Below are 26,136 nucleotides of genomic sequence, written 5' to 3'. Positions count from 1 at the left end.
TTGAATCACTTTCCGATACAAAAGCTCGAAAAGATTTCGTCCAGCAGGTTCTCTACATCAACATGGCCAACGATGGAATCAAGGGCGCGAATCGCAGTCCGCAGTTCTTCCGCGCCGATATCATAGTGATCCGGACCCAAAGCGAGAACGGCGCGGGCCGCATCCAAGGATTCCGATGCGCGTTTCATAGCTATACGGTGCCGTTCGCGGGTGGCCACACCGGAACGCCCCGCCTGTTCCGAGAGTTTCTCGGTGATCTCAGCCACAAGTTCAGAAACGCCAAACCCGGTTTTTCCGGAAATTGCATTTTTCGGATCGGAAAGCATGTCCGCCTTGGCAGCACGGATCACATCGTTTGGAAGTGGGGTAAAGTCCGGCTCTTCCTCATCTGTCTTTAGAAACACGCGAAGGTCAGCCGCCTCAGCCCGCTCTCGGGCGCGTTGGATGCCGATGCCTTCGACGTGATCGTCAGTTTCGCGCAGGCCTGCGGTGTCGAGCAAAGTGACTGGTAACCCGTTCAGCTCCATACGCACTTCGATCACATCGCGTGTGGTGCCGGCATATTCCGACGTAATTGCAGCTTCGCGACCAGCCAATGCGTTCAGCAATGTAGATTTGCCAACATTGGGCGCGCCAAGGATGGCAACTTCAAACCCTGTACGGATGCGTTCCGCGGTATCAACACCTGCGATTTCTTTGTCGAGTTCACTACGAACCCCAGAGAGAAGTTCCGTAACCTCCGGCGTGACATCGACAGGCACATCTTCATCGGCAAAGTCGATGGTGGCTTCGATCAAAGCCGCGGCTCGGATCAGATCAGTGCGCCATTTTCCAGCGAGATTTCCGAGATCCCCCGACAGAACACGCAAGGCTTGGCGCCGTTGAGCTTCAGTCTCAGCATCAATCAAATCCGCCAGACCTTCAACCTGCGCCAGATCGAGACAACCGTTTTCCAAAGCGCGGCGGGTGAACTCACCCGATTCCGCCAAACGCAAGCCTTCCATTTCGGAGAGTTCACGCAGGACGGCATTCACCACGGCAGTGGAGCCGTGCAGGTGTAGCTCTAGAACCTCTTCGCCAGTGAAGCTGCTGCCTGCCTCAAAATGAAGTACCAAAGCCTGATCCAGTCGTCGACCTTCCCTGTCTTTCAGCAATTTGAGGGCTGCAAATCGCGGTTTTGGCAGATCACCAAAAAGCGCTCTGCCCGTTTCAATCACGCGTGTTCCGGATACACGAACGACAGCGACCCCCGCTTTACCGGGGGCCGTTGCAAGAGCGAAAATTGTGTCAGCCACATAGGCCATCACAGCATCCTTAGGTGTTCATCGAGTCAAAGAACTCGCCATTGGTTTTGGTTTGCTTGAGCTTGCCAAGCAGGAATTCCACAGCATCGGTGGTGCCCATCGGGTTGAGAATACGGCGTAGGACATAAGTCTTGGCCAAATCGCCTTTGTCGATAAGCAGATCCTCTTTCCGAGTGCCGGATTTGAGAATGTCGATCGCAGGGAAGACACGTTTGTCGGCCACTTTGCGATCCAGAACAATCTCAGAGTTACCGGTGCCTTTGAATTCTTCAAAGATCACCTCGTCCATGCGCGAGCCAGTGTCGATCAGCGCGGTGGAGATAATGGTCAGTGAGCCGCCTTCTTCGATGTTACGCGCCGCACCAAAGAAACGCTTTGGACGTTGCAGCGCATTGGCATCCACACCACCGGTCAAAACTTTACCGGAAGATGGCACCACAGTGTTGAACGCACGGCCAAGTCTTGTGATCGAATCCAAAAGGATCACAACATCTCGTTTATGCTCAACAAGACGTTTGGCCTTTTCGATGACCATTTCAGAGACTGCAACGTGGCGCGTGGCAGGTTCATCAAAGGTCGAGGAAACAACTTCACCTTTCACGTTGCGCTGCATGTCTGTCACTTCTTCAGGACGTTCATCAATCAGCAAAACGATCAGATAACACTCAGGATGATTGGCTTCGATGCTGTGTGCGATGTTCTGCAACAGCACGGTTTTACCCGTCCGAGGTGGCGCAACAATCAAGGAACGCTGGCCTTTACCAATTGGCGCAACAAGGTCGATGATCCGAGCCGACCGATCTTTGATGGTCGGATCTTCGATCTCCATCTTCAAACGCTCATCCGGATACAGCGGTGTAAGGTTATCAAACGCAATTTTGTGTTTGGCTTTCTCTGGCGCCTCAAAATTGATCTGAGACACACCTGTAAGCGCAAAATAGCGTTCTGTGTCACCTGGAGCTGTCATAACCCCGTTCACGGTATCACCGGTACGCAGAGAGTACTTACGGATCATCTCAGGGGAGACGTAGATGTCATCCGGACCTGGCAAGTAGTTCGCCTCTGGAGAGCGCAAAAACCCGAAACCGTCTTGCAACACCTCAAGCACACCATCGCCGGAAATTTCCCATCCATCATCTGCACGTTCGCGCAGAATCTGGAACATCATCTCGCCTTTGCGCATGGTGGAGGCGTTTTCGATCTCCAGCTCTTCGGCCATTGCCAAGAGATCTTTAGGGCTTTTGGCTTTCAACGTGCCAAGAGCAAGCTTTTCTTGTGTCATGAAAATATCCTGTGCTGCCTCACAGTAAGGCAGATCATGTACTCTGTATTTGGAAGACACTTAGCCCGGACGGGCCAGTTGGCGGCAGTTCTACGCCACTTTCTTCGCCTGAGTCAAACGCTTCAGAATTTCACAACGACGGAGACAACAATCAGGACCATCAAAACCGTCGGAACTTCGTTCATCATGCGATACTGGCGACCGGAGAGTTTGTTTTCATCGCGGCCAAATTTCTTCCGCATAATCATCAGCCAATGATCAAACACCGTCATGGAAATCACGCCAAATGCTTTGGTGTAAGGCCAGATTGCAGACCAATCGACCACCCCAGGTATAAACACAAGCGTGAGACCTGCGATCCAGGCCACAATGCTTGCAGGGGCCATGATGTAGCGTTGAAGCTTAAATTCCATGATCTTCAGAGTTTCGTCGAGTTGATCGCCCTTCTCTGCCCGCTCTGCGTGATAGACGAAGAGACGCGGGAGATAAAAAATACCTGCCATCCAGCTGATCACTGCGATGATGTGCAGAGAAAGCACGTAAGGATAAATATCGACGAGAAAGTAACTCATGGTGGTTTGATCCTGATCGAAGCCGGACCCTCTCTATAATAAATAAATATATATAGAAAAGGATGATGATTAAGTAGGGACGTCCAATCCTGTGGATTATTGAGTTTCCCTAGGACTTACCCACATCTGAATGGGCCGCTCTGATCTGTATCAACATCTGGTGAGAAAGTTTAAAGGGTATAATAATTTCAGTGACTTGAGGGAAAAGTGACAGCTGTGTGACTGTGGGTAACTGCGTGGAGAAACCGGTATGCAGGTGATTCCTCCCACAGGCAGAGTTTTCCCCGTCCACCGTGCAGAAAATCGGGGGATTTCCGTGAGACGGGGGTGAGTTTCCCCAGCTTGCAAAACCTCACAGAAGTTTCCAGAAAGGACTCCAAAGAAGTTCCTTCCTTTCTCCACGGATTTATCCACATGACCGCACCCCTGATCCTTGCTTCAGGCTCCGAGATACGGGCTCAGCTCCTATCTAAAGCCAAAGTTGGTTACGAAACCGTTAAGCCACGGGTAGATGAGGAAATGATCAAGCGATCTTTGCAGGCAGAGGGGGCCACACCCCGGGATGTGGCAGACGCTTTGGCGGAGTCTAAAGCGCGAAAGGTGAGTTTGAAACGGCCGGAGGCGCTGGTTTTAGGGTGCGATCAGGTGCTGGATTTTCAGGGCACGATTTTTTCCAAGCCTGCCAGCGTCGATGATGCGCGCAATCAGTTGCTGTTGCTGCGTGGTCAGCGTCACATGTTGTTATCAGCGGCGGTGATCTATCAGAATGGCGAACCGCTTTGGCGTCATGTGGGGGTTGTACGGTTGTTCATGCGGCAATTCAGCAACGACTTTCTTGAGGGCTATCTGGATCGCAACTTTGACAGCATCCGCCATTCGGTTGGCGGGTATAAGTTGGAAGAAGAAGGTGTGCGGCTGTTTGATAAGATCGATGGGGACTATTTTACGGTCCTTGGCATGCCACTTGTAGAAATTCTGTCGTTTCTGACGACACGGGGAGAACTGCCACAATGACATTGCCGTCAATTCCTTTAGCGGGTGTGATCGGGAACCCGATTGCGCACTCAAAATCACCGGTCCTGCATGGGCATTGGCTGAAGACCTATGACATTGCCGGACATTATGTGCCGCTAGAGGTCGAGGCGGACGCCCTCGGCGATGTTTTGAAGGCGATGCCAAAGATGGGGTTTGTCGGCTGCAACGTGACGATCCCGCATAAAGAGCGGGTAATGCAGTTTGTGGACCAGATCACGGATCGCGCAACGCTGATTGGGGCGGTGAACACGCTGATCTTTCTCAATGATGGTAGTATCTTGGGTGACAATACCGATGGGTATGGGTTTATTGAAAACCTGCGTCAAGGCGCGCCGGAATGGGATGCCTCTTCTGGGCCAGCAGTTGTATTGGGTGCCGGTGGCGCCGCGCGGGCAGTTGTGGCGTCGTTGCTCGATGCCGGGGCGCCGGAGATTTTGTTGACCAATCGTACGCGTGTGCGGGCAGATAAGCTTCGTGAAGACTTTGGCGCGCGGGTGAAAGTTGTTGAGTGGGTGCAGGCGGGTAATATTCTGGAAGAAGGCGCTACGTTGGTGAACACTACCTCTCTGGGTATGACCGGTAAATCAGAGTTGCGTGTGCCGATGGATGGGCTGCGTAAGGAAACCGTGGTGACCGATCTGGTTTATACGCCGTTGACCACAAACTTCCTGCGCACAGCCAATGAGATTGGCTGTGTGACCGTGGATGGATTGGGCATGTTGCTGCATCAAGCGGTTCCCGGTTTTGAACGCTGGTTTGGGCGCCGTCCCGCGGTGGATGACGAAACCCGACGCGTGGTTCTGGGATGAGCTTCAAACTTGGCCTGACAGGTTCGATTGGCATGGGCAAATCGACCACGGCGCAGATGTTTGTCGATCTCGGCTGTGCGCTTTGGGATGCGGATGCGGCGGTGCATCGGCTTTATGACATAGGCGGTGCGGCTGTTGCGCCGATGCAGGCAAAGTTTCCGGAAGCCGTGGTCGCCGGCGCTGTGGCGCGCGACAAGCTCAAAGAGGTTATTGGGCGTGACCCTTCGGCGCTCAACTCGATTGAAGAGATTGTGCATCCTTTGGTGGCGCAAGACCGTGCCGCCTTCATTACTTCTGCCAAAGCAGACATTCTGGTTTTTGACATTCCGTTGCTTTTTGAAACCGGCGGAAATGAGGCAATGGATGCGGTTGTATGTGTCTCTATTGCAGCTGAACTGCAGCGAAATCGGGTTTTGGCGCGAGGCACGATGAGCGAGGCGCAGTTTGAGCAGATCCGTGCCAAACAGATGCCAAATGATGAGAAAGTGGCCCGCTCAGATTACGTAGTGACCACAGACACGCTTGACCATGCCCGCCAGCAGGTGGAGAAGATTGTGACCACCATCAGGGGACAGTTGGCCAATGCGTGAAATCGTACTCGATACGGAAACCACAGGGTTTGATCCGTTCTCCGGCGACCGGATTGTCGAAATTGGGGCGTTGGAATTGTACAACCATCTGCCGACTGGTGAGACCTTTCACGTTTATATCAACCCCTTGCGGAATATGCCGGAAGAGGCTTTTGGCGTGCACGGGATTGGGCCGGATTTGCTGGATGTGCCGCGGGATGCACAGCCGGGTGAAGTGACTCTAAAAGACAAGAAGGTCTTTGAGGCGCATGGTCAGGCGTTTTTGGATTTCATTGGCAAAGACAGTAAACTGGTCATTCACAACGCCAAATTTGACATGAAGTTCCTGAACGCGGAACTGAGTTGGATGAACCTGCCGGAGATCCCGATGGATCGCGCGGTGGATACGCTGGCTATGGCGCGTACCAAATTTCCTGGCTCGCCAGCCACGTTGGACGCTTTGTGCCGACGCTATGGGATCGATAACTCCTCACGGACGTTGCACGGCGCGCTTTTGGACTCCGAAATCCTGGCGGAAGTCTATCTTGAGCTGATTGGTGGCCGGCAACCGGATCTGGTTTTGGCTTCCGGAGGTGGTGGAAAAACCAAATCGGTGCAGGTGGACGATTGGCGGCCCACCAAACGCGCGACACCCCTGCCCTCCCGCCTGACCGAAGACGAAGCAACAGCGCATAAAGAGTTTGTTGAAAAGATGGGCGACAACGCCCTTTGGACCAAACTGGGATAGGCTATAAAAAAGGCGCCGCCCACGAGGGCAGCGCCTGAATTTTCGTTAGCGGATCGCTTAGTTTGCGACCGGCTGCTCTTCTGCCTGCTGCTCCTGCGCGCGGCGTGCCAGCTCGGAGCGATACAGAGCCACAAAATCGATGGTTTCCAGGTTCAGTGGCGGGAAGCCACCGTCGCGTGTCACGTCGGAAACGATGCGGCGTACAAACGGGAACAACATCCGTGGGCATTCGATCAGCAGGAACGGGTGCAGCTGGTCTTCTGGCACACCTTCCACGTGGAACACACCGGCGTAGTCCAGTTCCAGAATGAACATTTCAGCGCCGTCTTCTTTGTTCTTGGCGGTGATGTTGAGTTTCATCGCCACTTCAAACTGATGATCGGCGTTGCGCTTTTTGGCATCCAAGTTGACCTGAACCTGAACGTCCGGTTGTGGGTTACCCGCAGAGCCTTTTTGAGCCAAAATGTTTTCGAACGACATGTCGCGTACAAATTGGGTCAGTACGTTCATTTTCAGTTGCGGCGCTTGTGCTGCACCGTTTTCATTTTCCGCCATGGGAGTCTCCAGAATATTCGTTTGCCCTGCTTTAACAGGTCAAATTGGGTGTCTCAATGTTTAGTCCAACCGGATGGTTTATGCGTGGGATTTTTGGCGCTGTCCAGTTGCTGTGCCGCACCGTTTTGGGTGGGATCAACCTCGGAAAACTCACCATCAATCACGTCTGACTCAGCAGGGTGATGTCTGTGGTTCGCCTGGCCGGAATGAAAGGTCGCAGATTGCTGGCTGCCCATCGTGAAGCTTTGCACGCGCACCCGGCTGCGCGCAAAATTGAACATGATTTTCCGAAATGCGGGCGTGAGCAGAGCAAACCCAACTGCGTCCGTGAAAAAGCCAGGTGTCAAAAGCAACACTCCGGCGATGAGGATCATTGCACCATGGGCCAAGGGCTCTGTTGGGTCATTTAGTTCGTTGAAGGATTGTTGCACATTCCCAATGGCCGCGAGCCCCTGAGATCGGACCAAATGCGTGCCTAGGATGGCGGTGAGCAATACAATGGCGAGTGTCGGCCAAAGGCCAATGGCCCCACCAACGCTGATAAACAGGGCAATTTCGATCATGGGGATCGCAACAAAGGCCAACAAGAGCCACATCTTAGCTTTACTCCAATGCTTCTTTTGGCGAGGTGGACTTGACCCCGCCTGTGACTTACATAAGTGCGAGAGAACAGTGTTTCCATGCCCAACATGAGGTTCAAATGAACTCCTCCTTAATTCAACTTCTGGTTCTTGCCGGTATCGCCGTGTTTCTGATCTTGCGCTTGCGCAATGTTTTGGGGACTCGAGAGGGATATGAAGAGCCCCGTCAGGAGGGTGTGACCTCTGCACGTCGCAAGGGCCCAGACCTTGAAGTGATTGAAGGTGGACCGGATCAGGACATTCTCGATCATGCCGAAGAAGGCAGCGTGAACGCGCTTGCACTGGCCAAAATGAAGTCGATTGATCCTCAGTTTGGTGTAAGCGATTTCCTCGGTGGCGCACGTGGTGCCTATGAGATGATCCTGATGGCCTTTGAAAAAGGCGATTTGGCTGAAATCAAAAGTTTCCTCGGTGATGAAGTGTATGAAAGCTTTGCTCAGGTTGTGGAAATGCGCGCCGACAAAGGGTTGACCGTTGAGAGCGAGTTTATCGGCGTGCGCGAAATGTCGCTGCAAGCGGCGCATTTTGACGAGAGCACCAAAGAGGGTGAAATCACCGTGCGCTATGTTGGCGAGCTGACACATGTTGTGCGCGACAACGGCGGTGACATTGTTGAGGGCAGCGAAAGCCAGATTAAGCGCCAAAAGGACGTTTGGACCTTTGCCCGCGCGATGGGATCAAATGATCCAAACTGGCAGCTTGTTGCCACCGGCGAATGATCCGGGCGTTTCGGGCGGCGCTGGCCGCGGTCTTTGTAATGGCCGGAGGGGCTGCCATGTCCGAAACTCATATGAAAATTCTGTCTTTTGAAGACCTTGACGGGTGGGCCGCGGATGATCACGAGGTCGCCCGTCAAGTGTTTCTGAACACCTGTGGTGATTTTGATGCACCGGATTGGCAGACGCTTTGTGCGGCAGCCACCGGGATCGAAGACGCACGGAAGTTTTTTGAGCTGTTGTTTCGGCCGGTGTTGATTGAAGAAGCAGACAAGAGTGCGCTGTTTACAGGGTATTTTGAGCCAGAACTGGACGGATCACTGACGCCAGGTGGGCGGTATCGCTTTCCTGTTTACCGCCTTCCAGCAGAGGCCCGTGATGGAAAATGGATTTCGCGGCGGGAAATTGAAACCACCGGTGCCCTTCAGGGGCGCGGTTTGGAAATTGCCTGGGTGGATGACTCTGTTGAGTTGTTCTTCCTGCAAATTCAGGGGTCTGGACGTATCCGCCTGCCAAATGGATCTTACATCCGTGTGGGTTACGGCGGAGCAAATGGGCATAAGTACCGCTCGATTGGCGCGGAGCTGGTACGGCGTGGCATCTACAACGCCCATCAGGTGAGTGCGCAGGTCATCAAAAATTGGGTGAAACGAAATCCTGTGGATGGTGCAGAATTGCTGCGTCACAACGACAGCTTTGTGTTCTTTCGAGAAGTGAGCCGCGTACCGGCACACAAAGGCCCGTTGGGGGCGATGAACCGGTCGATTACGGCAATGCGGTCTGTGGCGGTGGACCCGAAGTTTATCCCATTGGGGGCACCGGTTTGGGTGGAGAAAGATGGCGATGGACCCTTGCGGCGGTTGATGATCGCGCAGGACACAGGTTCCGCCATCAAAGGTGCGCAGCGCGCAGATATTTTCTTTGGCACCGGGGACGCGGCGGGCAAAGCTGCTGGCACGCTTAAGGACCCGGGGCGCATGGTGGTGTTGCTGCCGATTCAGCGGGCCTATGCGATGTTGCCGGAGTCGGTTCTGTGACACGGCGGAAATTGAGTGAAGACGAAGTCACCCTCTGGCGGAAGGTGGCGGATACAGCTGAGCGATTGCATCCTGAGGCCAGCTCGCACGAGTTGCCAAAGCCCAAGCCAAAGCCACATAAGAAGCCGCGCCCGCATTTGGACCCTGCCCTGTCAAGTTTTGAGGTTGGGTCAAAAGCGCCGGTTGGCCGATCTGGACATGATCTGATGGGGAGCGTGTCAGATCGGGTGGCGCGACAACCGGTTCAGATGGACAAAAAGACCTTTGGTCGGATGAAGCGTGGCAGGCTGAAGCCGGAAGGTAAAATTGACCTGCATGGTATGACTGCGGATCAGGCCCATGGCGCGTTAACCGGATTTATTTTGCACGCACACGGCGAGGGCAAACGTTTGGTTTTGGTCATCACCGGCAAAGGTAAGAGTAAGCGCGATGATGGGCCGATTCCGACGCGTCGGGGTGTGTTGAAACATCAGGTGCCGCAGTGGTTTGCGCTGCCGCCGTTGAAGTCCTGTATTCTTCAGGTGGCTGAGGCGCATATCCGACATGGCGGTACGGGTGCGTATTACGTCTATCTACGGCGCTAAAGATTGACGGGCGCGTGCAAATGGCAAAACCATGATTGCACTTGCGCATGCAAAGCAGACAGCAAAGGCGAAGAGCTGTTGTTCATAGGGCACACCACGGTCAATCAGCCAGCCAGACAGACCCGGGCCAAGTGCTGATCCAAGCACAGCAAAAGCAGCCACGGTGGCTTTGATAGCGCCGAGGTGTTTGGTGCCGAAGAACTCCGACCAGACAGAAGCAGGTAGTGTGGCCTGACCTCCCCCCGCAAGCCCCATCAGGACAACGCCAAGGGCGACCCAGCCAACCGATGGCGCCCAAGCGTGCACAGCAAAGGCGGCCACCAGGGGCAGGAGATAAAGTGGCATCAACCGAGAAGCGCCAAAGCGATCAATGAGCCAGCCAAAAGTCAATGTTGAGAGGCCAAATGCCAAAGTCCCAAGAGGAAACACTGACACCAGAGATAAGTGGGACCAGCCTTTGATCTCTGCAAAATAGGTCTGTTGAAAGAAAAACACCGTGGCAAAGGCAGGGAAAGCCATCATTGCAGGAATGGCGGAAAGAAACACCGGGTGACGGATGGCTTCCCAACGAGTCCAAGAGCGGCCCTCCATGCCAAGTGACGTCGTGCTGTTTGCTGTGTGTTGAGGCTCGCGTTCTTGACGCAACAGTACGTAGATCACCGGTGCCATAAGTAAGCAAACACCAGCTGCAAGCATCCAGATGAGATGCCAGTCTAGCGAACCCTTTAGCCAGACCACAGTGATTGGCATGATGGCCTCTGCAAGCATGAATCCCATGGTGGCAAAGGCCAATGCACGACCACGAGAAACCGCAAACCAGCGGGCCATCGCAACGGCAGAAATATGCGGCAGCATGCCCTGTGCGGTGAACCTGAGGGCAAGGATGACAAAGGGAAGTGCCCAGACCCAAGACAGAAAAGCCAAGGCGACGCAGGCACCGGCAAGGCATATCAACATGATTGGGCCAAGAATGCGCACGCGGACATGATCTGCCAGCGTCCCCGCCCACAGCATAAGGAGTGCTGAGGTGCCGGTGCCAAGCATATAGATTGCCCCCCATAGGCTGTGGGACAGTTCAAAGGAAGCCCGGATGTCAGCGGCAAACGTGCCAATAAAAAAGGTTTGACCAAAGCAGGACAGGAACATCAGCATAGCACCCGGCAAAAGGTAGCGGCCATTTTGCCGAAGAAATGCGCCTGTCGAGATCATGATCCGCCTGACGGGCCGGAGACCTGAATGGCGATTGCCTGATTGGAAACGCGGACTTTTTCCGCTTGTCGCAGAAGGAAATTTGGATCGTCTGGTGCAAGCAATTCATCAAATGTGCGCGCATCACGCAGTAGTGCAATCAACGCAGGGCTTTCGGCAAATGTCATATGGTTGCTGCTGCCATCGGAAAAGCTCGACACGTCAAATACAATCACCGGAAGATCCGCGAGCAAATCGGGGTTGTCTAGCTGGCCCAACCGCTGAGATGATCGGTTTATTCGACTGGAGAGGCGTAGGGCGCTGTCTTCTGTCGATGTCAAAATCACGGTCGAGTCAGGCAGTGAATTTATCGGCTCCAAGTTGCGCAGGAACAAATCAACCGGCATGTCCGGTGAAATCAGTGCCAGCGCATCGATGTTGCGGGCCGTCCAGCCAGGCTCCTTGAGCTCGATCTGCCTCAGCGTTTCAGTGATCAAAAACGTGCCAAGGGAATGTCCAACGAGTAAAAGGCGATCAGATTTGGATTTGGCAAGGGTACGCAGCGTGCGCTCAAGATCATCGCGTGAGAACAAGGCGCTTTCCCGGTCGTGCGCATATCCCAAGGGGCTGCCTGCGCTGGCCCAGGCAAAATTTACCACGGTGCCAGGCATATTAAAATCGGTTTGAAGCTGGGCGATGCGGAACAGGCTGTCTTGGTAGGTATTGTAGAACCCATGCACAAAAACGGTGACTTCGCGATTGCGGCGCGGTTGGTCCGATAAGCTGGAAGACACCCTCTTTGCCAACTCAGGCAGGGAGGCAATTTGAGTTTCTTTTGCGATTACAAAGTGCTTTTGTGGATCCGGGTGGGCATGGAACGTAGGCGCTTCGCCAGCTGAGTGTTTAGGTGGAATAGACACTATTGTGTCCAGGAAAGTCAGCTCAGAATTCCGCGTGTTTGCGAGGTAACCCTGCGCGTTTCGCTGTCGGTTGGTGACAACAAAAATCTGGCGTGTGTTGGCGGAAGACAATGCCTCCGGTTGAACTGGAGCGGTGATACGATCTGCGCAGGCGGACACAAGGCAACACGTGAGTATGATAATAAGGCGGCGCACAAAAAAATCCCGGCAAAACTGAGTTGCCGGGACTATGCCGAGGAACGGAAAGTGCTGCTAGGGGGAAATCAGAGCACGTAGCGGCTTACATCCACGGATTTGGACAGCTCACCCAAGTTTGTTTCCACAAAGGCTGCATCAACCGTGATTTCGTCGCCAGACCGATCCGGCGCAGTGAAGCTCAGTTCCTCAAAGACGCGTTCCATCACCGTGTAAAGGCGACGGGCGCCGATGTTTTCAATCGATTGGTTCACGTCTGCCGCAATTTTGGCCAAGGCAGCGATGCCATCTTCAGTGAAGGTGACAGTGACCTCTTCGGTGCCCATCAGTGCAGTGTATTGACGGGTCAGAGCGTTGTCTGTTTCGGTCAAGATGCGCACGAAGTCTTCTTCGGTCAGGGCGCGCAATTCAACTCGGATTGGCAAGCGGCCTTGCAGTTCGGGCAGAAGATCAGACGGTTTGGCGATGTGGAACGCACCCGACGCGATGAACAAGATGTGGTCGGTTTTTACGGGACCGTGTTTGGTGGAGACAGTGGTGCCTTCGATTAGGGGCAACAAATCACGTTGCACACCCTCGCGGGAGACGTCACCGCCGCGGGCTTCCTGACGGGCGCAGACCTTGTCGATCTCATCCAGGAAGACAATGCCGTTTTGCTCCACAGATTGCAGCGCGGCGGCATTGACGGTTTCGTCGTCCAGAAGTTTGTCAGCTTCGTCAGAAATCAGAATTTCATAGCTCTCAGCTACGGTCATGCGTTTCTTGGTCGTGCGGCCGCCCATGGCTTTGCCAAAGATGTCACCCAGGTTCATCATACCCATTTGGCTGCCCGGTTGGCCGGGAACGTCAAACATGCCGCCCAAAGGATTGGAGCTGTCGGCAACTTCAAGCTCAATCACTGTATCGTCGAGCAGCCCGTCTTTGAGCTTCTTGCGGAACATGTCTCGCGTGCCTTCGCGCGCGTCGGGACCCGCAATGGCCTCAATCACGCGCTCTTCGGCGGCGGCATGGGCCTTGACCTTCACGTCTTCGCGCATGTGCTCGCGGGTTTGGATAATGGCGGCATCGACCAGATCGCGGATGATCTGTTCAACATCACGGCCCACGTAACCCACTTCGGTGAATTTGGTGGCTTCAACCTTGATGAAAGGTGCGCGCGCCAGTTTGGCCAGACGGCGGGAGATCTCGGTTTTGCCAACACCGGTGGGGCCAATCATCAGGATGTTCTTAGGATAGACTTCATCTCGGATGTCATCAGACAGCTGTTTGCGGCGCCAGCGATTGCGCAGGGCCACGGCCACGGCGCGTTTTGCGTCGTTCTGGCCAATGATGAATCGGTCAAGTTCGGAAACAATTTCACGAGGTGTGAGATCAGTCATAACGGTGTCCAATCAGTGAGAGGGCGGCAGGCGGTGTAGCGGCAGGATGCCGGACAATGGCTCAAGAAGGGCCGCGCGGAAGCGGGACCAGAAGGCGCCGAGCACCACCAAGAAGATGCCGAGGAAAAGAATGGTGAAGGCTGCGCCTTCGCCGTCAAAGACGATGCTGGCCAGAGCCACGGTGTAGCCGATGGCAGCGATCAGGAAGGAGCGCCGGTCGATGATGATGGCGATGGCGGCAAAGCCCAGAAGGAAGAGCATAAGTGCCAAATGCGCGCCGTTACCGCCCGCTTCAAGCAACGTAAGTGCCACGGTGTTGATCAAGGCAGGCGCAGCGACGACATGGAGCCAGAAGCCTTGCGCGCTACGGCGGGTGACGCGGTGTGGGTCGGACATGTCAAAATACATGGCGGCAGCAAAGACACTGATACCGACACCCAAAGTGATGAAGGCAAAGGGGCCCCCGGCGGACAACAGGAACAGGTCTTGTGGGCTGGTCGGCGTGCCGGATTGGTTGGCGCCAAGCATGAGCGCGATGCCAAAGACGCCAAGTGCAATTAGCGCCATGGCAAAGGGCACGCGGAAGCGCAGCCAGAAGATCAGTGTTGCCAAAGTGGTGAGCGCCAGCGGCAGTGGCAGGCTGGAGAAGTCTTCCTGAGCCAGCATGAAAGGCTGCGCGAAATAGGCGGTGATGCCAGAGCCTGCGTTGATCGCCCAAAGGATCGACAAGGCAATGGCCGGGGCCACCATCCGGCGGCGGCGGATGAAGTACTCCGCCAGTGCCCAGATCACAGCGCCGGAGATGGCTGTGGTGGTCACAATTTTGGTTTTGTAGTTCACCACTTCGGCGGCCATGGCGATGCCGTTGACCGCAGCCCAGCCGCTGGCGAGGATAAGCAAGCCAACCACAATGAAAATCTCGTTGAAACCTTTGAAAAGTTCAAACGGTTCATCGCCGATGGTGAGGTCTTCGCGTGCGCCGCGCCTGCTATCCGCCAGTGCCGCAAGCGCCGCGGCCTGTTGTTCGTTCAGCAGGCCGGAGCCAACCGCGGCGCGAAGATCATCTTTGTCAATCATGAGGTGGGTCTCTCGTTACGCGAGCACTTTGGCAAACAGTTCGTCTTTCATCATGTCGTCAAACCACTCGGGGTAGCGACGACCTGGCGCGGCAGCAGCGTCCAGAGCAGCCATTTCCGCCTCGCTCAGCGCGATATTGGCGGCGGCGATGCCGGTTTCAAGCTGGCTGAGTTTGGAGGCTCCGATGATAACTGTGTGGTCACGGCGTTTGTTCAGAATCCAGGCTTGGGCGATTTGTGCCGGTGTTGCGTTGTGCACGTCGGCGGCGGATGTCAGCGCGGTGATCGCGGTCTGCGCTTGCTCTTTGGAGACTTGCAGGAAATCTCCTTCGGCCAGACGGCCGTCGCTGTCTTCCAGCTTGTTGAGATCGTATTTTCCCGTCAGCAGACCACCCGCCAGCGGCGACCACGCCATGAGACCGATGCCGAGTTCCGCACCCATGCGTAGGATGTCCATCTCGATGTCGCGACCCACAGCGTTGTAAAGGTATTGCCCGGCCACAAACTGGCTCAAGTTGTTGTCACGCTGAAACTGCACGGCCTGTGCGACCTTCCACGCCGGCCAGTTGGATACACCGATGTGGCGCACCTTTCCGGCTTCGATCACCGTTTGCAGGGTCGACAGGGTTTCTTCCATTGGCGTCGTGAAGTCGGTTTTGTGCAGTACCAGAAGGTCGATCCAATCGGTGTCGAGCCGTTTCAGGCAACCATCTACGGATGAGAGGATGTGTCCACGTGAGAGGCCAGCGTTGGTGATGCGATCGCTTTGGCGAAAACCCAGCTTGGTGCAGATCACCGCGTCGTTGCGCTTGCCCTTGAGGGTTTTGCCAAGGATGTCTTCGGCTTCACCATTGGAATAGCCATCTGCGGCGTCAAAGAAGTTGATGCCCCCATCCAGGGCGGTGTCGACCATGCGCTGGGCATCACTAAGGCCAACTTTGGCAACGCCGGGAATCCAGTCGGAGCCGTGGGTGAAGGTCATGGTGCCAAGCGCCAGACGGGAAACAACCAGACCGGAATTGCCCATGCGGGTGTAGGTCATGTCGCTCATTGTTTGATGGTCTCCACGGTCAGGTTGCCGTTGGTGTAGACGCAAATATCCCCAGCGATACCCATGGCTTTGCGCGCAACCTCTTCGGCAGACAGATCGGTGTCCATCAGCGCGCGCCCTGCGGCCAGCGCGTAGTTGCCACCGGAGCCAATTGCGGTCACGTCATGTTCAGGCTCAAGCACGTCCCCTGCTCCGGTGATCACGAAGATGTCGGCGCCGTCCGACACAATCAGCATGGCTTCGAGCTTTTGCAGGTATTTGTCCGTGCGCCAGTCTTTGGCCAGTTCGACCGAGGCGCGGGCCAGTTGGCCGGGGGTGGCTTCGAGTTTGGCTTCCAAGCGCTCCAGAAGTGTGAAGGCGTCTGCGGTGGAGCCGGCAAACCCTGCGACAATTTCATAGCCGCCGGGGCTCAGGCGACGCACTTTGCGCGCGGTGCCTTTGATCACGGTTTGGCCCAAAGAGACCTGCCCGTCACCGGCAATCACAACTTCGCCGCCCTTTTTCACACCAATGATGGTGGTGCCGTGCCAACCGGGGAATTGATCCTCAGACATCCAAAAGCTCCTTTTGTCCTTTGCCCTATATGAGCCTGCGACCGGAAAGGCACAAGGGTATGGCTTGCGGGCGTGATTGCAAGGGCTTAGCGTCCGGCGCATGAGCAGTGAGACACAGGCCCGCTTTTACATTCCATGGCCGCATCGACAGCGCGCGGAAGCTGGCGAGCACAACTTTATCAATAAAGTGTCGGATGTGGTTCGCTCTGCAGGTATGCAAGTGAGCTATGTTGATCCTGAGGAAGCCGATCCGCGTTTGGGCGGGTATTCGGTGTTCTATATGCGTGATCCTTTTGTGCGCAATTCGGTCACGCTAAGGAAGGCCTATTACTACCCGTTTTGGCACATTGAGCCCACCAACGAGAGATGGCACTGGGAAGTGGCAGAGACCGCTTTTGATCCGTCCAAGATTGATGAGGCAGAAGCACGGAAGTTTTTTCAGGCCTGGCGGCGGCGCTTGTATGAGCCGCTGCTAAAGCAGGTGGAGAAGGGCGATTTTGTCTATGTGCCGCTGCAAGGGAAGCTACTTGAGAAACGCTATTTTCAGCACTGTAACCCAGTCGAGATGGTGGAGCATGTGCTCGCGCAGGAGCAGGACCGAGAGGTTGTAATTACGCTGCATCCTGGTGAGATCTACACCAAGGAAGAGCGGGATACTTTAAACGATATGGTGGTTCAGAACGCGCGATTGTCGTTGCGTGTTGGGGGGATGGAGGAACTTCTCCCCAAATGTGCCTACGTGGTTGCGATGAATTCAAGCGTGGCTTTTGCCGGGTACTTTCTTAAAAAGCCTTGCGTGCTATTTGCTGGGATCGATTTTCAACATATCGCTGCCAATGTGGATCAGCTTGGCATCGAGGGCGCGTTCAAAGCCGTGCAGCGGATGAAACCGCCCTACCCTCAATACCTGTGGTGGTTCCTGCAACAGATGTCGATCAATGCGGGGCGGCCGGAAGCGAAAGACAAAATCAGAGCACGCTTGGCAGGCCTTGGCTGGCCTGTGGACTAAAAAAGGCGCCCCAATGGAGCGCCTCTCGAAATCAGTATTTCGCCCGGATCAAAGGGCGTCTTCGATCCAGCTTTGCAGAGCGGCTTTAGGCGCCGCGCCCGCGCGGTTGGAGATCACTTGTCCGTCTTTGAAGATGAACAGCGCAGGAATGCCGCGCACGCCCAGAGCAGCGGCTGCGCCAGGGTTGCTGTCCACGTCGACTTTGGCAATTTTCACTTTGCCGTCCATTTCGGCAGAGAGCTCTTCGAGCGCTGGGCCGATTTGTTTACAAGGGCCACACCATTCGGCCCAGAAATCCACGACGACAGGAACGTCGGCGTTTTTTACTTCTTCGTCAAAGGTGGCATCGGTGACAGCGACGGTTGCCATTGGGAGGTCTCCTGAAAGAGGGTGCTGGTAAGTCTTGGTTCGAGGGAACCTAGGTTTGCGGGGCGGGGGCGTCAAGATATCCTGTGGCCGCAAGTGAACTTGTCACAAGATCGTGTGGCAGTTCCATCAACTCCGCCTTTGCAGTCCACAAGATTGCCGTGCGGATTGGCAGGTCAAAAATCTGTTCCAAAGCATGGGTATAGGCCCCCATTTGTCTGAGGATGCCGTCCGGTGTGGTTTGCGTAGAGGTTGGAACCGTGGCGTTTGTCTTGAAATCGATGGCCCAGACACAATCATCCTGAATCACCAGGCGGTCGATAATTCCGTGTAATCGATTGGGGCCAAGGTTGGCGGTCACGGGGACTTCTGCCAAAGCAGATGGATCAAATAGCCAGGCGAGCTCTGGTTTGGACAAAGTTTGCGTGGCTTCGGCCAGTAGATCTTCTAATTGCCTGTTCTGCATCTCGACCAGATCATCTTGCAGAAGAGATTTGGCAATTTCTGACCATTCAGCTTGCGGATGGTTGGGCAAATGCTCGAGCAGCAAGTGGAGCCAAGTGCCGCGTTGCATAGCGGCCTCTTGATCCAAGCCTTGCTCCCCGCCAAGCGCCTTGGCACCGCCCAAATCAGACGGGTTGAGGGCCTGTGGATGTGTTGGTGGTTCAGGCGCGGCGGTTTTAAGGAACACCGGCACATCGACTATGGGAGGGGCATTGGCCTCATCTGATTCAGTGACTGTTCCGGCCCAATTCCCGTGATCCTGGCGCAGACCTTCACCGCCGTCAAACTGACAAGGCATGGCATTGGAGGCGACCATCGCGGCGCGGATGGTGTCATACCAGCTCTTGCCGTCTTTCCCCAAATCTCCGGCCGCTGCCACAATCAGCCATTTTTCAGCACGGGTCATGGCGACGTAAAGCAAGCGCAGCCGTTCAGCGGCTTGTGCCTCCGCCAATGTCTCGCGTGCATAAGTCAAAGGGGCTGGTGCGCTATCGGACGCCATGTTCCAAAGCGCTGTGTCTCCAACGGGCACAATTGGCGCGTCGGTTTTGATCAACCGTTTGCCTGTGTCCGGCATGATAACAATGGGTGCTTCCAGACCCTTTGAACCATGCACTGTCATCACACGGATACGGTTGGTGGCGCTGTCCATCTGGCGTTTGATTTCCAGTTCGTCGGTCTGCATCCATTGCAAGAAGCCGGTGAGGCTGGGCACTGAGGATTTTTCATAGGCCAACGCTTGAGAGAGAAGTGCGTTGATGCCGTCTTCTGCTTCAGCCCCAAGGCGCGCAAGGAAAGCGTGGCGGCCTTTGTGGCGGGTAAGCACGCGTTCGATCAGGTCATAGGGCCGCAAGAAGTCAGTGTTGGCGCGCAGATCGTCCAGCACGGCCATAGTTTTGGGGAACTCGTCGCCCCTGTCGCGTAGTGCCGCCCAAAGGTAGGTTTTGGGGGCGCGGCGATGTGCGAGGTCAAACAGCGCCTGTTCCGACCAGCCAAACAACGGGGACCGCAGGATCGTGGCCAGCGACAGGTCGTCTTCGGGAGTGGCGAGAAAGGACAACAATGCGCCGAGGTCACGCACAGCCATTTCGCCGCCGACTTTCAGGCGGTCGGCACCGGCAATCGGCAAGCCGTGCAGTTTGCACGCGCGGATGATCTCGTGGAACAGGTCAGAGCGACATTGCACCAAAATGAGGAAATCGCCTGGTTCGATTTTGCGTTGCGTGAACTGCCCGTCGGGGCCGCGCTTGTCGGCAATGGTGTCCTGTTTGATCATCCGCGCGATCTGTGCCGCGATGCGATCAGCCAAAATGACCGAGTGATGGGTGTCTCCAAGGCGGTCGACCGGATCAAACCAATCGTCTTTTTCCGCCTTTGCAACGGGCTCGACGACCGGCCAGAGGTCAACGCGGCCCGGCATGTCGTCGTTAAACGCAATGTGGCGATTGCCCGTAGGAAAGCCTGCATCAGCGTGGTTCTCAAAACACTTGTCGACGAGGTTCAGGACCGCAGGGGAAGAGCGGAAGGAGTATTCCAGGCTCAGGTCCTGCAACTGGGTTTCTGTTGCGTGCAATCGCGTGGCAAATTCATCGCGCATACGGTCAAACTCTGCCGGGTCCGCACCTTGAAAGCTGTAGATCGACTGCTTTTTGTCGCCCACCACAAAAATGGTTCGGATGTCGTCACCCCGTGCACCAGAGCCGGAAGTGAATTCTTGCGCCAGACGTTCGATGACTTGCCATTGCACCGGACTGGTGTCTTGGGCTTCATCCACAAGGATGTGGTCAATGCCGCCGTCGAGTCGATAGAGTACCCATTCGGCCACGGCAGGTTCGTTTAGCAGGTTGCGCGCGCGCAGAATGAGGTCGTCAAAGTCGAGCCAGCCGCGATGCTGTTTGGCGGTGTCGTAGCGTTCCAGAAAGCGTGCCGCAAAAGCGTGCAACGCGGCGCTGCGGTCTTGGGCTTGAAGGGCGAGGCGACGCGGTCTTGCAACTTCTACACGCAACATGAGAGGCTTGATGCGTTCCATCAAATCCGCATGATTGGTACGCAGTGCTTTGGTTGGAAATGAGTCTAACTTGGCGCAAAACGGATCTTTTGCACTTTTACCTGTCAGGAAAACGGATTCCAGGATGGGCAGCGCGGATACATCGAAATTAGTGATGGCACTTAGTTTTGTTGCCGCTGTCGCGTCGGTTTTGCCTCCTTTTTGAAGGACGTCGATGAGTGCGTTGACCAGCTCTGCTTCACCGCCTAGGAAAACATCAGACAGCAACGCGTCTTGGTCATAGCCGTCCGGCAATCCGAGCAGATCGCAAAGGTCTGCTGACGATACTGGATGACGCAACCGGTCTGCATGGCGACAGATGTCTGCTGTCAGATCTTCCAACGCGGCACCGGTGAAATGGGTGGCGAGGTCACGCACCAGAATGGCGTCTGGCTCTTCCGCCATCTGCTCCACAATCTCTTCACGCAGTAATGCTGCCGCGCGGTCTTCCATTTCGCTGAATAGCGGCGAGACGCCGGCCTCAAGCGGAAAGCGGCGCAGCATGGAGGCGCAGAAGGAGTGGATGGTTTGGATTTTCAAGCCGCCCGGTGTTTCAATGGCACGGGCAAATAGGGTGCGGGCGTTGCGCAAATCGTCAGCGTTGGATTTTCCGACAACGCCGAGCTCGCCAAGCTCCTCAGACAGTTCGGCATCAGATTTCATCGCCCAGCTGCCAAGACGTTTGAAGAGCCTGTTCTGCATCTCGCTGGCGGCGGCCTTGGTATAGGTCAGACACAGGATGTGTTGAGGTAAAACACCTTCAAGCAAAAGCCGTGCGACACGGTCCGTGAGCACGCGGGTTTTGCCGGAGCCGGCGTTGGCAGAGAGCCAGGTGCTGGCGTCAGGGCGCGCGGCGGTGATCTGGCGACGGGTGGCGTCGTTCATTGGTTGGGTCATGACAGCGCCTCCGGTGTGGGTTCATCGGTGGCATCCCATTCGCCAAAACGTGCCAGTTGGTCGTAGTCGCTTTCGTCGCGCTCTGTGCGCATGGCGCGGCGGGAGGTGAAACCTTTGCCGTTGGCAAGGTAGTGCTCAATCAGGGCGATGAACTCTTCCCAAACCTTTGTGGGCGGCGTTTCCAACAGCGGTGCGGGCTGATCCTTTGGCGTGGTGCCAAGACCGATGTAGATCGCATCGGCAACATCGGAAGGATCAATGTCTGTGAAACCGCCTTGCTCGGCCATGGCGGCCTCCAGCAAAAGTTGTTTGTCGAAGTACGTTTGCTCGTCCTTTGAAGGTGGCGCGCCGGTTTTATAGTCATACAAGATCAGCGCCCCGGTTTCGGTGCGGTCGACACGGTCGGCTTTGGCTGTGAGCCGGAAGCCCAGCTCTGGAATGGTGCCCTCGGCCTGAATTTCGAAGGCCAGAGGTTCACCGCGTGCGCGACGTTTCTCTTCGCCATGTACGATGTGATCTGCAACCCGGTCCAATCTGGCCTGCCACAAGGCGCGCGCGGTGGCCCATGGCACGTTTTGGGCCAGAACAGTCTCTGATATTGTCAGAATTTGATCCCGTGTTACTGGCGATTGATCGGCCACGGATGTCTTGATCAGAGTTTCCAAGATCTCATGCACAATGATGCCGCGCAAAAGCGCGTCGGGCGTGCGCATCAGTGGGTCAAGCGGGCGCAGGCGCAGGACGTGTTTGGCATAGATCGCATAGGGATCACGGATCAGGCGTTTGATCTCGGTGACCGAAAGCTGACGTGGGCGCGCCTCTGGTGGTGGTGTGGGTGAAGGGCGTGGTGCGGCTGGCACCATGGGAACGGTTTCCATAGCGCGTACATACGATAGCCAAGTGTTGCCGCGGGATTTCATGTTTGCAAGCGCCTCTGGCCCTTTTTGATCTGGCAATCCGCTCAGAAGGTTTACCAGACGGTTGACCCAACGAGACGGTACGGTTTCGGCTTCGTCTGAGCGCACGGAGCGGGTGATCCAGACGTCCGGGGCGCCGATGGCTTGTTGAAAATCATGGGCCGACAGGCCGATGCGGCGTTCGGGCAGCAACAGGCCCGCATCATGGCGTAGTTTGCGGTTGAGCCAAGGGTCCGGGCTTGGCGCTTCGGGCCAACTGCCTTCGTTGAGGCCGCCAAGGATCACAAGGTCTGCGCCTTGAACGCGCGCCTCCAAGGTACCCCAGATCAAGATGTTTGGATGGCCAACATCGCGGTCGCGCACTTCTGCGCGAGAGAGAAGGGCGCTAAACAAATCGGCATAGTCTGCCGGTGCGATGGGGCCGACGACCTGTGCGTGATCCTTCACCTCCGCCACAAGTCGAGATGCCGAGCGGCCGGCAGCTTGGTCCCAAAGACCGCCACTGCCTTCGCCTGGGCCATGGGCGATTTTCTCTGACAAGGCGAGGTGGTCGTTTAGAAGCGTAGCCATGTCCATTTGCGTGCGTTCCGCTTCGCAGAAACATGCGGCGACCCAAGCCATCCATGCGGACATCTCTTCGTTGCCCGCAGCGGCCCAGGCCTGAAGTTTTTCTGCTTCCGGATAGGTCACGCCATTGCGGCGCATCCACAACTCCAAGTCACGGGTGAAGCGGAGGTGATCCCCCCGGTTTTCGCCGCTGTGCGTCAACGGGTGTTTGAGCAGCGTTAGAAGGGCTTCGGAGGTTAGTTTCTGGTGTAATAGAGCCGCAGTGTGGCGCAGGAAGCGGCCGGGCGGGGACAGCTGCAAGGGTTGTCCGGCACTGTCGTCTGGCACAATGTCCCAGCGATCCAGCGCCGCTGTTACTTGGCGGGTGAGCATCCGATCTGGCGTGATCAATGCACAGGTCAGCCCTTCGTCGGCGGCCTTGCGCAAACGGGCGGCGATGGTGAGGGCCTCTTCGCGCTGGGTTGTGGCCTCGACCAGCGTGATGTCTTTGGTGGCAGTGGTCAGGTCGCCGAGGTTTGGACCCTCGCTGAGCCATTGATCGGTCACGGGGGCAGGGCGCAAGGCAAGCGACACCAGTTTGTTACGCGCAGCGGATGGCGCAGAGCACTTGTGCCAGAGCTGAACGTCCTGTGGGGTCAGGTCTAGGTCGCTCACCAAAGAGCGAAAGCGGTATTGCGGATGATCTTCGCTTTGCAATCCGTCAGATAGGTGATCCCAGGTTTCAGGCGGCATGTCGAAGTCATAGCCAGGCAAAACCACCGCACCTTGCGAGAGTGTGGCGACCGCTTGCATCAGCACTTGCATGGTACCGCGTGAGCCAGTGGAACCTGCCAGAATGATCGGGTGTTGTGGTGGTGTCTCATCCCAGGATTTTACAATCGCCTCGATTGCACGACGCTGGCGGGCTTCTTGGCCGGGGGTGCTGTCGAGATTTTCCAAGAAATGGCGCGCGATGCCGAAGAAAGATTGCGCACGGGCCCAATGGCCGGATTGGTCACTGACGTCCAAGGCTTCGATGGCGTCCACCGGTACGCCTTCACCTGCCATTTCATCAAACAGGGCGGCAAGGCTGTCCGCGAGATCGTAGACAGAAGCGCGCGCAGCGAGGTCAGGTTGTTGTTCAAGCAGTCGCGTGACAAGCTGAATCAGCTCAAATCGTTGACGGATGGCGGGTGTGGCAGCCGGAAGATGTGCCGTGGCAGCGTTGGCAAATTCACCCAGCAGTTGGATGCGGGGCAGGAGGGTTGCCGGACCTTCGTCAAAGAGGGCGTGCACACGGCGCGCCATCCGGGTAGTGTTCACGATCACGGTGGCTTTGGCGATGGCATCGGGGCGTTGGTCTGCAAAGCGCGCGCGGATGCCTTCGACAAGATAACGTGGGAAATCAGCACCGGGTGGCAGGGCAAATACGCGGGGTGAGGCACTTGGTTTAAACATCGGCGGCGTCCAGCATTTGTTCAGCCAGTGTGATGCCTTCAGGGGAGCCAACGTCACACCATTTTCCCGGATAAGTCAGCCCAAAAAGGCGCCCGTTTTTATGCATCTGGTCCCACAGCAGGTTAAGCGAAAACGCGCTTTCGGCAATATTGTGCAGCCCATCTGTCTTGAGGATCTGAATGCCAGAATACACAACGCCGGGTCCGCGCGAGATTTGCCCGGTTTCACTTAGCACGAAGTCACCTTTGCCTTTGTGGCCAATGGCGTTGTCTTTGGGCAGACAGAGCAAAAGCGCATCCATTTTTTCAGGCTGCCAGGCTTTTAGTAGCATTTGAAATGGGTTCGGTCCGCGCCAGACGGCGTCGGTGTTGCTTGTGAAGACCGGGCCATCCCCAAGAACGGGCAAGGCATTGCGCAGACCGCCACCGGTTTCTAGAATGTCTGGGTGTTCGATAATAACCTGAACCGCTGTGCCTTGCAGATGGTCGACGACTTTTTGGTGATAATAGTGTGCATTCACCACGGTGCGCGTGGGCGATACTGCTTTGGTGAGATCAAGGGTGCGATCCAAGAGCGTTTGGCCGCCAACGTGCAACAGGGGCTTAGGTGTCTCTTGGGTGAGCTCGCCCATCCGAGTGCCAAATCCAGCGGCGAAGAGCATTACGGCGTCGGGATGGTTGCGCATTTGGTTTTCAATTTTTCTATCAGGTCAGGGGTCGGCGCTGGCATGGATTCTGCAAGTATGTCGGCAGGCGCTTTGAGGATCGGATGCTGTAGATTGCGCATCGCCAGATCATAAACTCGTGGGATGAGATCAACATAGTGGGGTTTGCCGTAGTGCATGCACAGGCGGGCAAAAACACCGATGATCCTTAGGTTTCGCTGTGCGCCGAGCAGGGCGTAGGTGAGGTCAAAAGAGTGGGGATCTAAACCAGAAGCCTGCACAAAATGGGCCTTGGTTTTTCGCTCCACCTCAATAGGTACATCCCGGCGGGCGTCCTGCAGGAGGGAGACCAGATCATAGGCTTTGTGACCTATCAAGGCGTCTTGAAAATCCAACAGACCAACTTTGGCCACACCGTCTCGATCCGGCAGCCACAACAGGTTTTCGGCGTGATAGTCTCGTAAAACGAGCGTGTTCGGTGCCTCGAGGTGGTCTGTCAGGACCGGGGAAATGGCTTCGTGGAACGCCGTCCAGGCATGTTGCCAGGGGAGGTCTGCACCAGCGACGTACCAGGAAAACACCGGTTCAACCATCTCTGCCAGCGTCGCAGCATCCATCTGAGGCAATTCCGAAGGTGGAGTGTGCTGATGCAAGGCGGTGAGCACGTCGGCCGCAGCCGCATAGAGCGGGATTTCGGAGCTTGGGTCTTTGGAAATGACTCGAGCAAAAAGATCGTCGCCGAGGTCTTCCAGCAGCAACAAACCTTGGCTGTGGTCCTTGAGGTAGATCTGCGGCGCGGATAATCCTTTGTTGGTCAAAAAACGCGCCATGCTCGCAAATTGGTCTGTGCCGTTGCCGTCCTCATCTGGCGCGTCCATCAACACCGCAGTTGCCCCAGACGCCAGTTTCAATCGCTTGTAGCGGCGGGCGGAGGCATCTCCAGCGAGATCACAAATTTGGGCATTTGCCCATTCGGAGTTTGCCAAGAAGGCATCAATGAGGGCCTCACGCTCACTCATGCCGCAATGCCTTCAAGCTTCTTGGCCCAATTGGAGGAAGGTGCGGACATCGTCAGCACGCGATGCTCCTCTTGCTGAGACAATTCAAACCGCAATGTCAGGGCGTTTTCTGGCGCCAGTTCTGCCAATCTGTCGGGCCACTCAACAAGACAAATCGCGTCCTCGAAGGCATCTGTCAGACCGAGTTCAACCACTTCGTCCGGCGCGGACAAACGGTAGAGATCGGCATGCCAGATTTCAGAGCTTGGTCCGTCATAGACCTGGACCAATGTGAAGGTTGGCGAAGGTACGTCTTCCATTACCGGCAACAATGATTGGATCAAGCTGCGGGCAAAATGGGTTTTGCCGGCGCCAATTGACCCCTCCAGTAACACCACGTCGCCAGGCGAGAGTAGTGTCGCTACCTGAGTTGCGAAAGCTTGGGTTTCGGCCGGGGAATTCAAAGAGATGGTGCGAGAGAAGGCGGTCATGGCGCCACAGTAAAAACGCGGCTC

At 55.9% G+C, this 26,136-nt stretch carries 25 protein-coding genes; 8 read left to right on the top strand and 17 right to left on the bottom strand.

Annotated features, from left to right (window positions below):
* Positions 1–5 precede the first annotated feature (5 nt).
* The 3 genes from mnmE to Q0955_RS07000 form a co-directional block, all read right to left on the bottom strand.
* The gene (mnmE, locus tag Q0955_RS07010; RefSeq protein ID WP_299421776.1) at positions 6–1,304 is read right to left on the bottom strand and encodes a tRNA uridine-5-carboxymethylaminomethyl(34) synthesis GTPase MnmE; all 1,299 of its coding nucleotides are present in this window, start codon (positions 1,302–1,304) and stop codon (positions 6–8) included.
* A gap of 10 nt (positions 1,305–1,314) precedes the next feature.
* Positions 1,315–2,586: a transcription termination factor Rho gene (gene rho / locus Q0955_RS07005; RefSeq protein ID WP_299421773.1), complete on the bottom strand. Its 1,272-nt coding sequence runs from the start codon at positions 2,584–2,586 to the stop codon at positions 1,315–1,317.
* 122 nt (positions 2,587–2,708) lie between these two features.
* Positions 2,709–3,158, bottom strand: a complete 450-nt coding sequence (locus tag Q0955_RS07000) for a CopD family protein (protein WP_299421771.1) — start codon at positions 3,156–3,158, stop codon at positions 2,709–2,711.
* A 414-nt stretch (positions 3,159–3,572) separates the two neighbouring features.
* On the opposite strand from Q0955_RS07000, the gene Q0955_RS06995 reads away from it, so the two are divergent.
* The 4 genes from Q0955_RS06995 to dnaQ are packed head-to-tail and all read left to right on the top strand — an operon-like array spanning position 3,573 to position 6,319.
* Positions 3,573–4,172 (top strand): Maf family protein, encoded by a 600-nt coding sequence (locus tag Q0955_RS06995; RefSeq protein WP_299421768.1) that lies wholly within the window; start codon positions 3,573–3,575, stop codon positions 4,170–4,172.
* Positions 4,169–5,002, top strand: coding sequence for a shikimate dehydrogenase (locus Q0955_RS06990; RefSeq protein ID WP_299421765.1), 834 nt, complete (start codon positions 4,169–4,171; stop codon positions 5,000–5,002). The genes Q0955_RS06995 and Q0955_RS06990 overlap by 4 nt, the downstream gene beginning before the upstream one ends.
* Positions 4,999–5,592 carry a dephospho-CoA kinase gene (gene coaE / locus Q0955_RS06985; RefSeq protein WP_299421763.1) on the top strand — a complete coding sequence of 198 codons (594 nt, stop codon included), beginning with the start codon at positions 4,999–5,001 and terminating at the stop codon, positions 5,590–5,592. Before Q0955_RS06990 ends, coaE begins: the two co-directional genes overlap by 4 nt.
* Positions 5,585–6,319, top strand: coding sequence for a DNA polymerase III subunit epsilon (gene dnaQ / locus Q0955_RS06980; protein WP_299421760.1), 735 nt, complete (start codon positions 5,585–5,587; stop codon positions 6,317–6,319). Before coaE ends, dnaQ begins: the two co-directional genes overlap by 8 nt.
* A 57-nt stretch (positions 6,320–6,376) precedes the next feature.
* On the opposite strand, the gene secB is transcribed toward dnaQ, so the two are convergent.
* Together secB and Q0955_RS06970 are read right to left on the bottom strand one after the other, a co-directional pair.
* Positions 6,377–6,874, bottom strand: coding sequence for a protein-export chaperone SecB (secB, locus tag Q0955_RS06975; RefSeq protein WP_299421757.1), 498 nt, complete (start codon positions 6,872–6,874; stop codon positions 6,377–6,379).
* A 53-nt stretch (positions 6,875–6,927) separates the two neighbouring features.
* Complete coding sequence (locus Q0955_RS06970) at positions 6,928–7,470, bottom strand: FxsA family protein (protein WP_299421754.1); 543 nt, start codon at positions 7,468–7,470, stop codon at positions 6,928–6,930.
* Positions 7,471–7,574: 104 nt separating this feature from the next.
* On the opposite strand from Q0955_RS06970, the gene Q0955_RS06965 reads away from it, so the two are divergent.
* From Q0955_RS06965 to Q0955_RS06955, 3 genes are read left to right on the top strand one after another with little or no spacing between them, the layout of a single operon-like run.
* Positions 7,575–8,234, top strand: a complete 660-nt coding sequence (locus Q0955_RS06965; protein ID WP_299421752.1) for a Tim44/TimA family putative adaptor protein — start codon at positions 7,575–7,577, stop codon at positions 8,232–8,234.
* Positions 8,231–9,268: an MltA domain-containing protein gene (locus Q0955_RS06960; protein ID WP_299421749.1), complete on the top strand. Its 1,038-nt coding sequence runs from the start codon at positions 8,231–8,233 to the stop codon at positions 9,266–9,268. The genes Q0955_RS06965 and Q0955_RS06960 overlap by 4 nt, the downstream gene beginning before the upstream one ends.
* Positions 9,265–9,852 carry a Smr/MutS family protein gene (locus Q0955_RS06955; RefSeq protein WP_299421746.1) on the top strand — a complete coding sequence of 196 codons (588 nt, stop codon included), beginning with the start codon at positions 9,265–9,267 and terminating at the stop codon, positions 9,850–9,852. The genes Q0955_RS06960 and Q0955_RS06955 overlap by 4 nt, the downstream gene beginning before the upstream one ends.
* On the opposite strand, the gene Q0955_RS06950 is transcribed toward Q0955_RS06955, so the two are convergent.
* The 6 genes from Q0955_RS06950 to hslV form a co-directional block, all read right to left on the bottom strand.
* Positions 9,841–11,061 (bottom strand): MFS transporter, encoded by a 1,221-nt coding sequence (locus tag Q0955_RS06950; protein WP_299421744.1) that lies wholly within the window; start codon positions 11,059–11,061, stop codon positions 9,841–9,843. The two genes, Q0955_RS06955 and Q0955_RS06950, sit on opposite strands and share 12 nt — an antisense overlap.
* Positions 11,058–11,834 carry an alpha/beta fold hydrolase gene (locus tag Q0955_RS06945; RefSeq protein WP_299421741.1) on the bottom strand — a complete coding sequence of 259 codons (777 nt, stop codon included), beginning with the start codon at positions 11,832–11,834 and terminating at the stop codon, positions 11,058–11,060. The genes Q0955_RS06950 and Q0955_RS06945 overlap by 4 nt, the downstream gene beginning before the upstream one ends.
* A 389-nt stretch (positions 11,835–12,223) precedes the next feature.
* Positions 12,224–13,534: an ATP-dependent protease ATPase subunit HslU gene (gene hslU / locus Q0955_RS06940; protein WP_299421739.1), complete on the bottom strand. Its 1,311-nt coding sequence runs from the start codon at positions 13,532–13,534 to the stop codon at positions 12,224–12,226.
* A 12-nt stretch (positions 13,535–13,546) separates the two neighbouring features.
* Positions 13,547–14,611, bottom strand: coding sequence for a hypothetical protein (locus Q0955_RS06935; protein ID WP_299421736.1), 1,065 nt, complete (start codon positions 14,609–14,611; stop codon positions 13,547–13,549).
* Between the two features lie 15 nt (positions 14,612–14,626).
* Positions 14,627–15,661 carry an aldo/keto reductase gene (locus Q0955_RS06930; RefSeq protein ID WP_299421734.1) on the bottom strand — a complete coding sequence of 345 codons (1,035 nt, stop codon included), beginning with the start codon at positions 15,659–15,661 and terminating at the stop codon, positions 14,627–14,629.
* Positions 15,658–16,215 (bottom strand): ATP-dependent protease subunit HslV, encoded by a 558-nt coding sequence (gene hslV, locus Q0955_RS06925; protein ID WP_295177869.1) that lies wholly within the window; start codon positions 16,213–16,215, stop codon positions 15,658–15,660. Before hslV ends, Q0955_RS06930 begins: the two co-directional genes overlap by 4 nt.
* 100 nt (positions 16,216–16,315) lie before the next feature.
* Here hslV and Q0955_RS06920 point away from each other — a divergent pair, with 100 nt between their 5' ends.
* Positions 16,316–17,224, top strand: coding sequence for a hypothetical protein (locus tag Q0955_RS06920; RefSeq protein WP_299421731.1), 909 nt, complete (start codon positions 16,316–16,318; stop codon positions 17,222–17,224).
* A gap of 48 nt (positions 17,225–17,272) precedes the next feature.
* Here the strand turns inward: Q0955_RS06920 and trxA are convergent, their stop codons facing one another.
* From trxA to tsaE, 6 genes are read right to left on the bottom strand one after another with little or no spacing between them, the layout of a single operon-like run.
* Complete coding sequence (trxA, locus tag Q0955_RS06915) at positions 17,273–17,593, bottom strand: thioredoxin (protein ID WP_299421728.1); 321 nt, start codon at positions 17,591–17,593, stop codon at positions 17,273–17,275.
* A 49-nt stretch (positions 17,594–17,642) separates the two neighbouring features.
* Positions 17,643–21,038 (bottom strand): double-strand break repair helicase AddA, encoded by a 3,396-nt coding sequence (gene addA, locus Q0955_RS06910; protein ID WP_299421725.1) that lies wholly within the window; start codon positions 21,036–21,038, stop codon positions 17,643–17,645.
* Complete coding sequence (gene addB / locus Q0955_RS06905) at positions 21,035–23,959, bottom strand: double-strand break repair protein AddB (protein ID WP_299421723.1); 2,925 nt, start codon at positions 23,957–23,959, stop codon at positions 21,035–21,037. The genes addA and addB overlap by 4 nt, the downstream gene beginning before the upstream one ends.
* Positions 23,952–24,644, bottom strand: coding sequence for a nucleotidyltransferase family protein (locus tag Q0955_RS06900; RefSeq protein ID WP_299421720.1), 693 nt, complete (start codon positions 24,642–24,644; stop codon positions 23,952–23,954). The genes addB and Q0955_RS06900 overlap by 8 nt, the downstream gene beginning before the upstream one ends.
* On the bottom strand, positions 24,620–25,642 hold the full coding sequence (locus Q0955_RS06895) for a phosphotransferase (RefSeq protein WP_299421717.1): 1,023 nt from the start codon (positions 25,640–25,642) through the stop codon (positions 24,620–24,622). The genes Q0955_RS06900 and Q0955_RS06895 overlap by 25 nt, the downstream gene beginning before the upstream one ends.
* Positions 25,639–26,112, bottom strand: a complete 474-nt coding sequence (tsaE, locus tag Q0955_RS06890) for a tRNA (adenosine(37)-N6)-threonylcarbamoyltransferase complex ATPase subunit type 1 TsaE (protein ID WP_299421714.1) — start codon at positions 26,110–26,112, stop codon at positions 25,639–25,641. Before tsaE ends, Q0955_RS06895 begins: the two co-directional genes overlap by 4 nt.
* Positions 26,113–26,136 lie beyond the last annotated feature (24 nt).

The sequence above is a fragment of the uncultured Shimia sp. genome (assembly GCF_947493595.1).
Classification (GTDB): domain Bacteria; phylum Pseudomonadota; class Alphaproteobacteria; order Rhodobacterales; family Rhodobacteraceae; genus Shimia.
This window is presented reverse-complemented; position numbering and strand designations above follow the sequence as displayed.

Bases quoted from the DNA above. Each gene is read 5' to 3' on its own strand.
- mnmE (WP_299421776.1), bottom strand. From the start codon at position 1,304: ATGGCCTATGTGGCTGACACAATTTTCGCTCTTGCAACGGCCCCCGGT.
- rho (WP_299421773.1), bottom strand. From the start codon at position 2,586: ATGACACAAGAAAAGCTTGCTCTTGGCACGTTGAAAGCCAAAAGCCCT.
- Q0955_RS07000 (WP_299421771.1), bottom strand. From the start codon at position 3,158: ATGAGTTACTTTCTCGTCGATATTTATCCTTACGTGCTTTCTCTGCAC.
- Q0955_RS06995 (WP_299421768.1), top strand. From the start codon at position 3,573: ATGACCGCACCCCTGATCCTTGCTTCAGGCTCCGAGATACGGGCTCAG.
- Q0955_RS06990 (WP_299421765.1), top strand. From the start codon at position 4,169: ATGACATTGCCGTCAATTCCTTTAGCGGGTGTGATCGGGAACCCGATT.
- coaE (WP_299421763.1), top strand. From the start codon at position 4,999: ATGAGCTTCAAACTTGGCCTGACAGGTTCGATTGGCATGGGCAAATCG.
- dnaQ (WP_299421760.1), top strand. From the start codon at position 5,585: ATGCGTGAAATCGTACTCGATACGGAAACCACAGGGTTTGATCCGTTC.
- secB (WP_299421757.1), bottom strand. From the start codon at position 6,874: ATGGCGGAAAATGAAAACGGTGCAGCACAAGCGCCGCAACTGAAAATG.
- Q0955_RS06970 (WP_299421754.1), bottom strand. From the start codon at position 7,470: ATGTGGCTCTTGTTGGCCTTTGTTGCGATCCCCATGATCGAAATTGCC.
- Q0955_RS06965 (WP_299421752.1), top strand. From the start codon at position 7,575: ATGAACTCCTCCTTAATTCAACTTCTGGTTCTTGCCGGTATCGCCGTG.
- Q0955_RS06960 (WP_299421749.1), top strand. From the start codon at position 8,231: ATGATCCGGGCGTTTCGGGCGGCGCTGGCCGCGGTCTTTGTAATGGCC.
- Q0955_RS06950 (WP_299421744.1), bottom strand. From the start codon at position 11,061: ATGATCTCGACAGGCGCATTTCTTCGGCAAAATGGCCGCTACCTTTTG.
- hslU (WP_299421739.1), bottom strand. From the start codon at position 13,534: ATGACTGATCTCACACCTCGTGAAATTGTTTCCGAACTTGACCGATTC.
- Q0955_RS06935 (WP_299421736.1), bottom strand. From the start codon at position 14,611: ATGATTGACAAAGATGATCTTCGCGCCGCGGTTGGCTCCGGCCTGCTG.
- Q0955_RS06930 (WP_299421734.1), bottom strand. From the start codon at position 15,661: ATGAGCGACATGACCTACACCCGCATGGGCAATTCCGGTCTGGTTGTT.
- hslV (WP_295177869.1), bottom strand. From the start codon at position 16,215: ATGTCTGAGGATCAATTCCCCGGTTGGCACGGCACCACCATCATTGGT.
- Q0955_RS06920 (WP_299421731.1), top strand. From the start codon at position 16,316: ATGAGCAGTGAGACACAGGCCCGCTTTTACATTCCATGGCCGCATCGA.
- trxA (WP_299421728.1), bottom strand. From the start codon at position 17,593: ATGGCAACCGTCGCTGTCACCGATGCCACCTTTGACGAAGAAGTAAAA.
- addA (WP_299421725.1), bottom strand. From the start codon at position 21,038: ATGACCCAACCAATGAACGACGCCACCCGTCGCCAGATCACCGCCGCG.
- addB (WP_299421723.1), bottom strand. From the start codon at position 23,959: ATGTTTAAACCAAGTGCCTCACCCCGCGTATTTGCCCTGCCACCCGGT.
- Q0955_RS06900 (WP_299421720.1), bottom strand. From the start codon at position 24,644: ATGCGCAACCATCCCGACGCCGTAATGCTCTTCGCCGCTGGATTTGGC.
- Q0955_RS06895 (WP_299421717.1), bottom strand. From the start codon at position 25,642: ATGAGTGAGCGTGAGGCCCTCATTGATGCCTTCTTGGCAAACTCCGAA.
- tsaE (WP_299421714.1), bottom strand. From the start codon at position 26,112: ATGACCGCCTTCTCTCGCACCATCTCTTTGAATTCCCCGGCCGAAACC.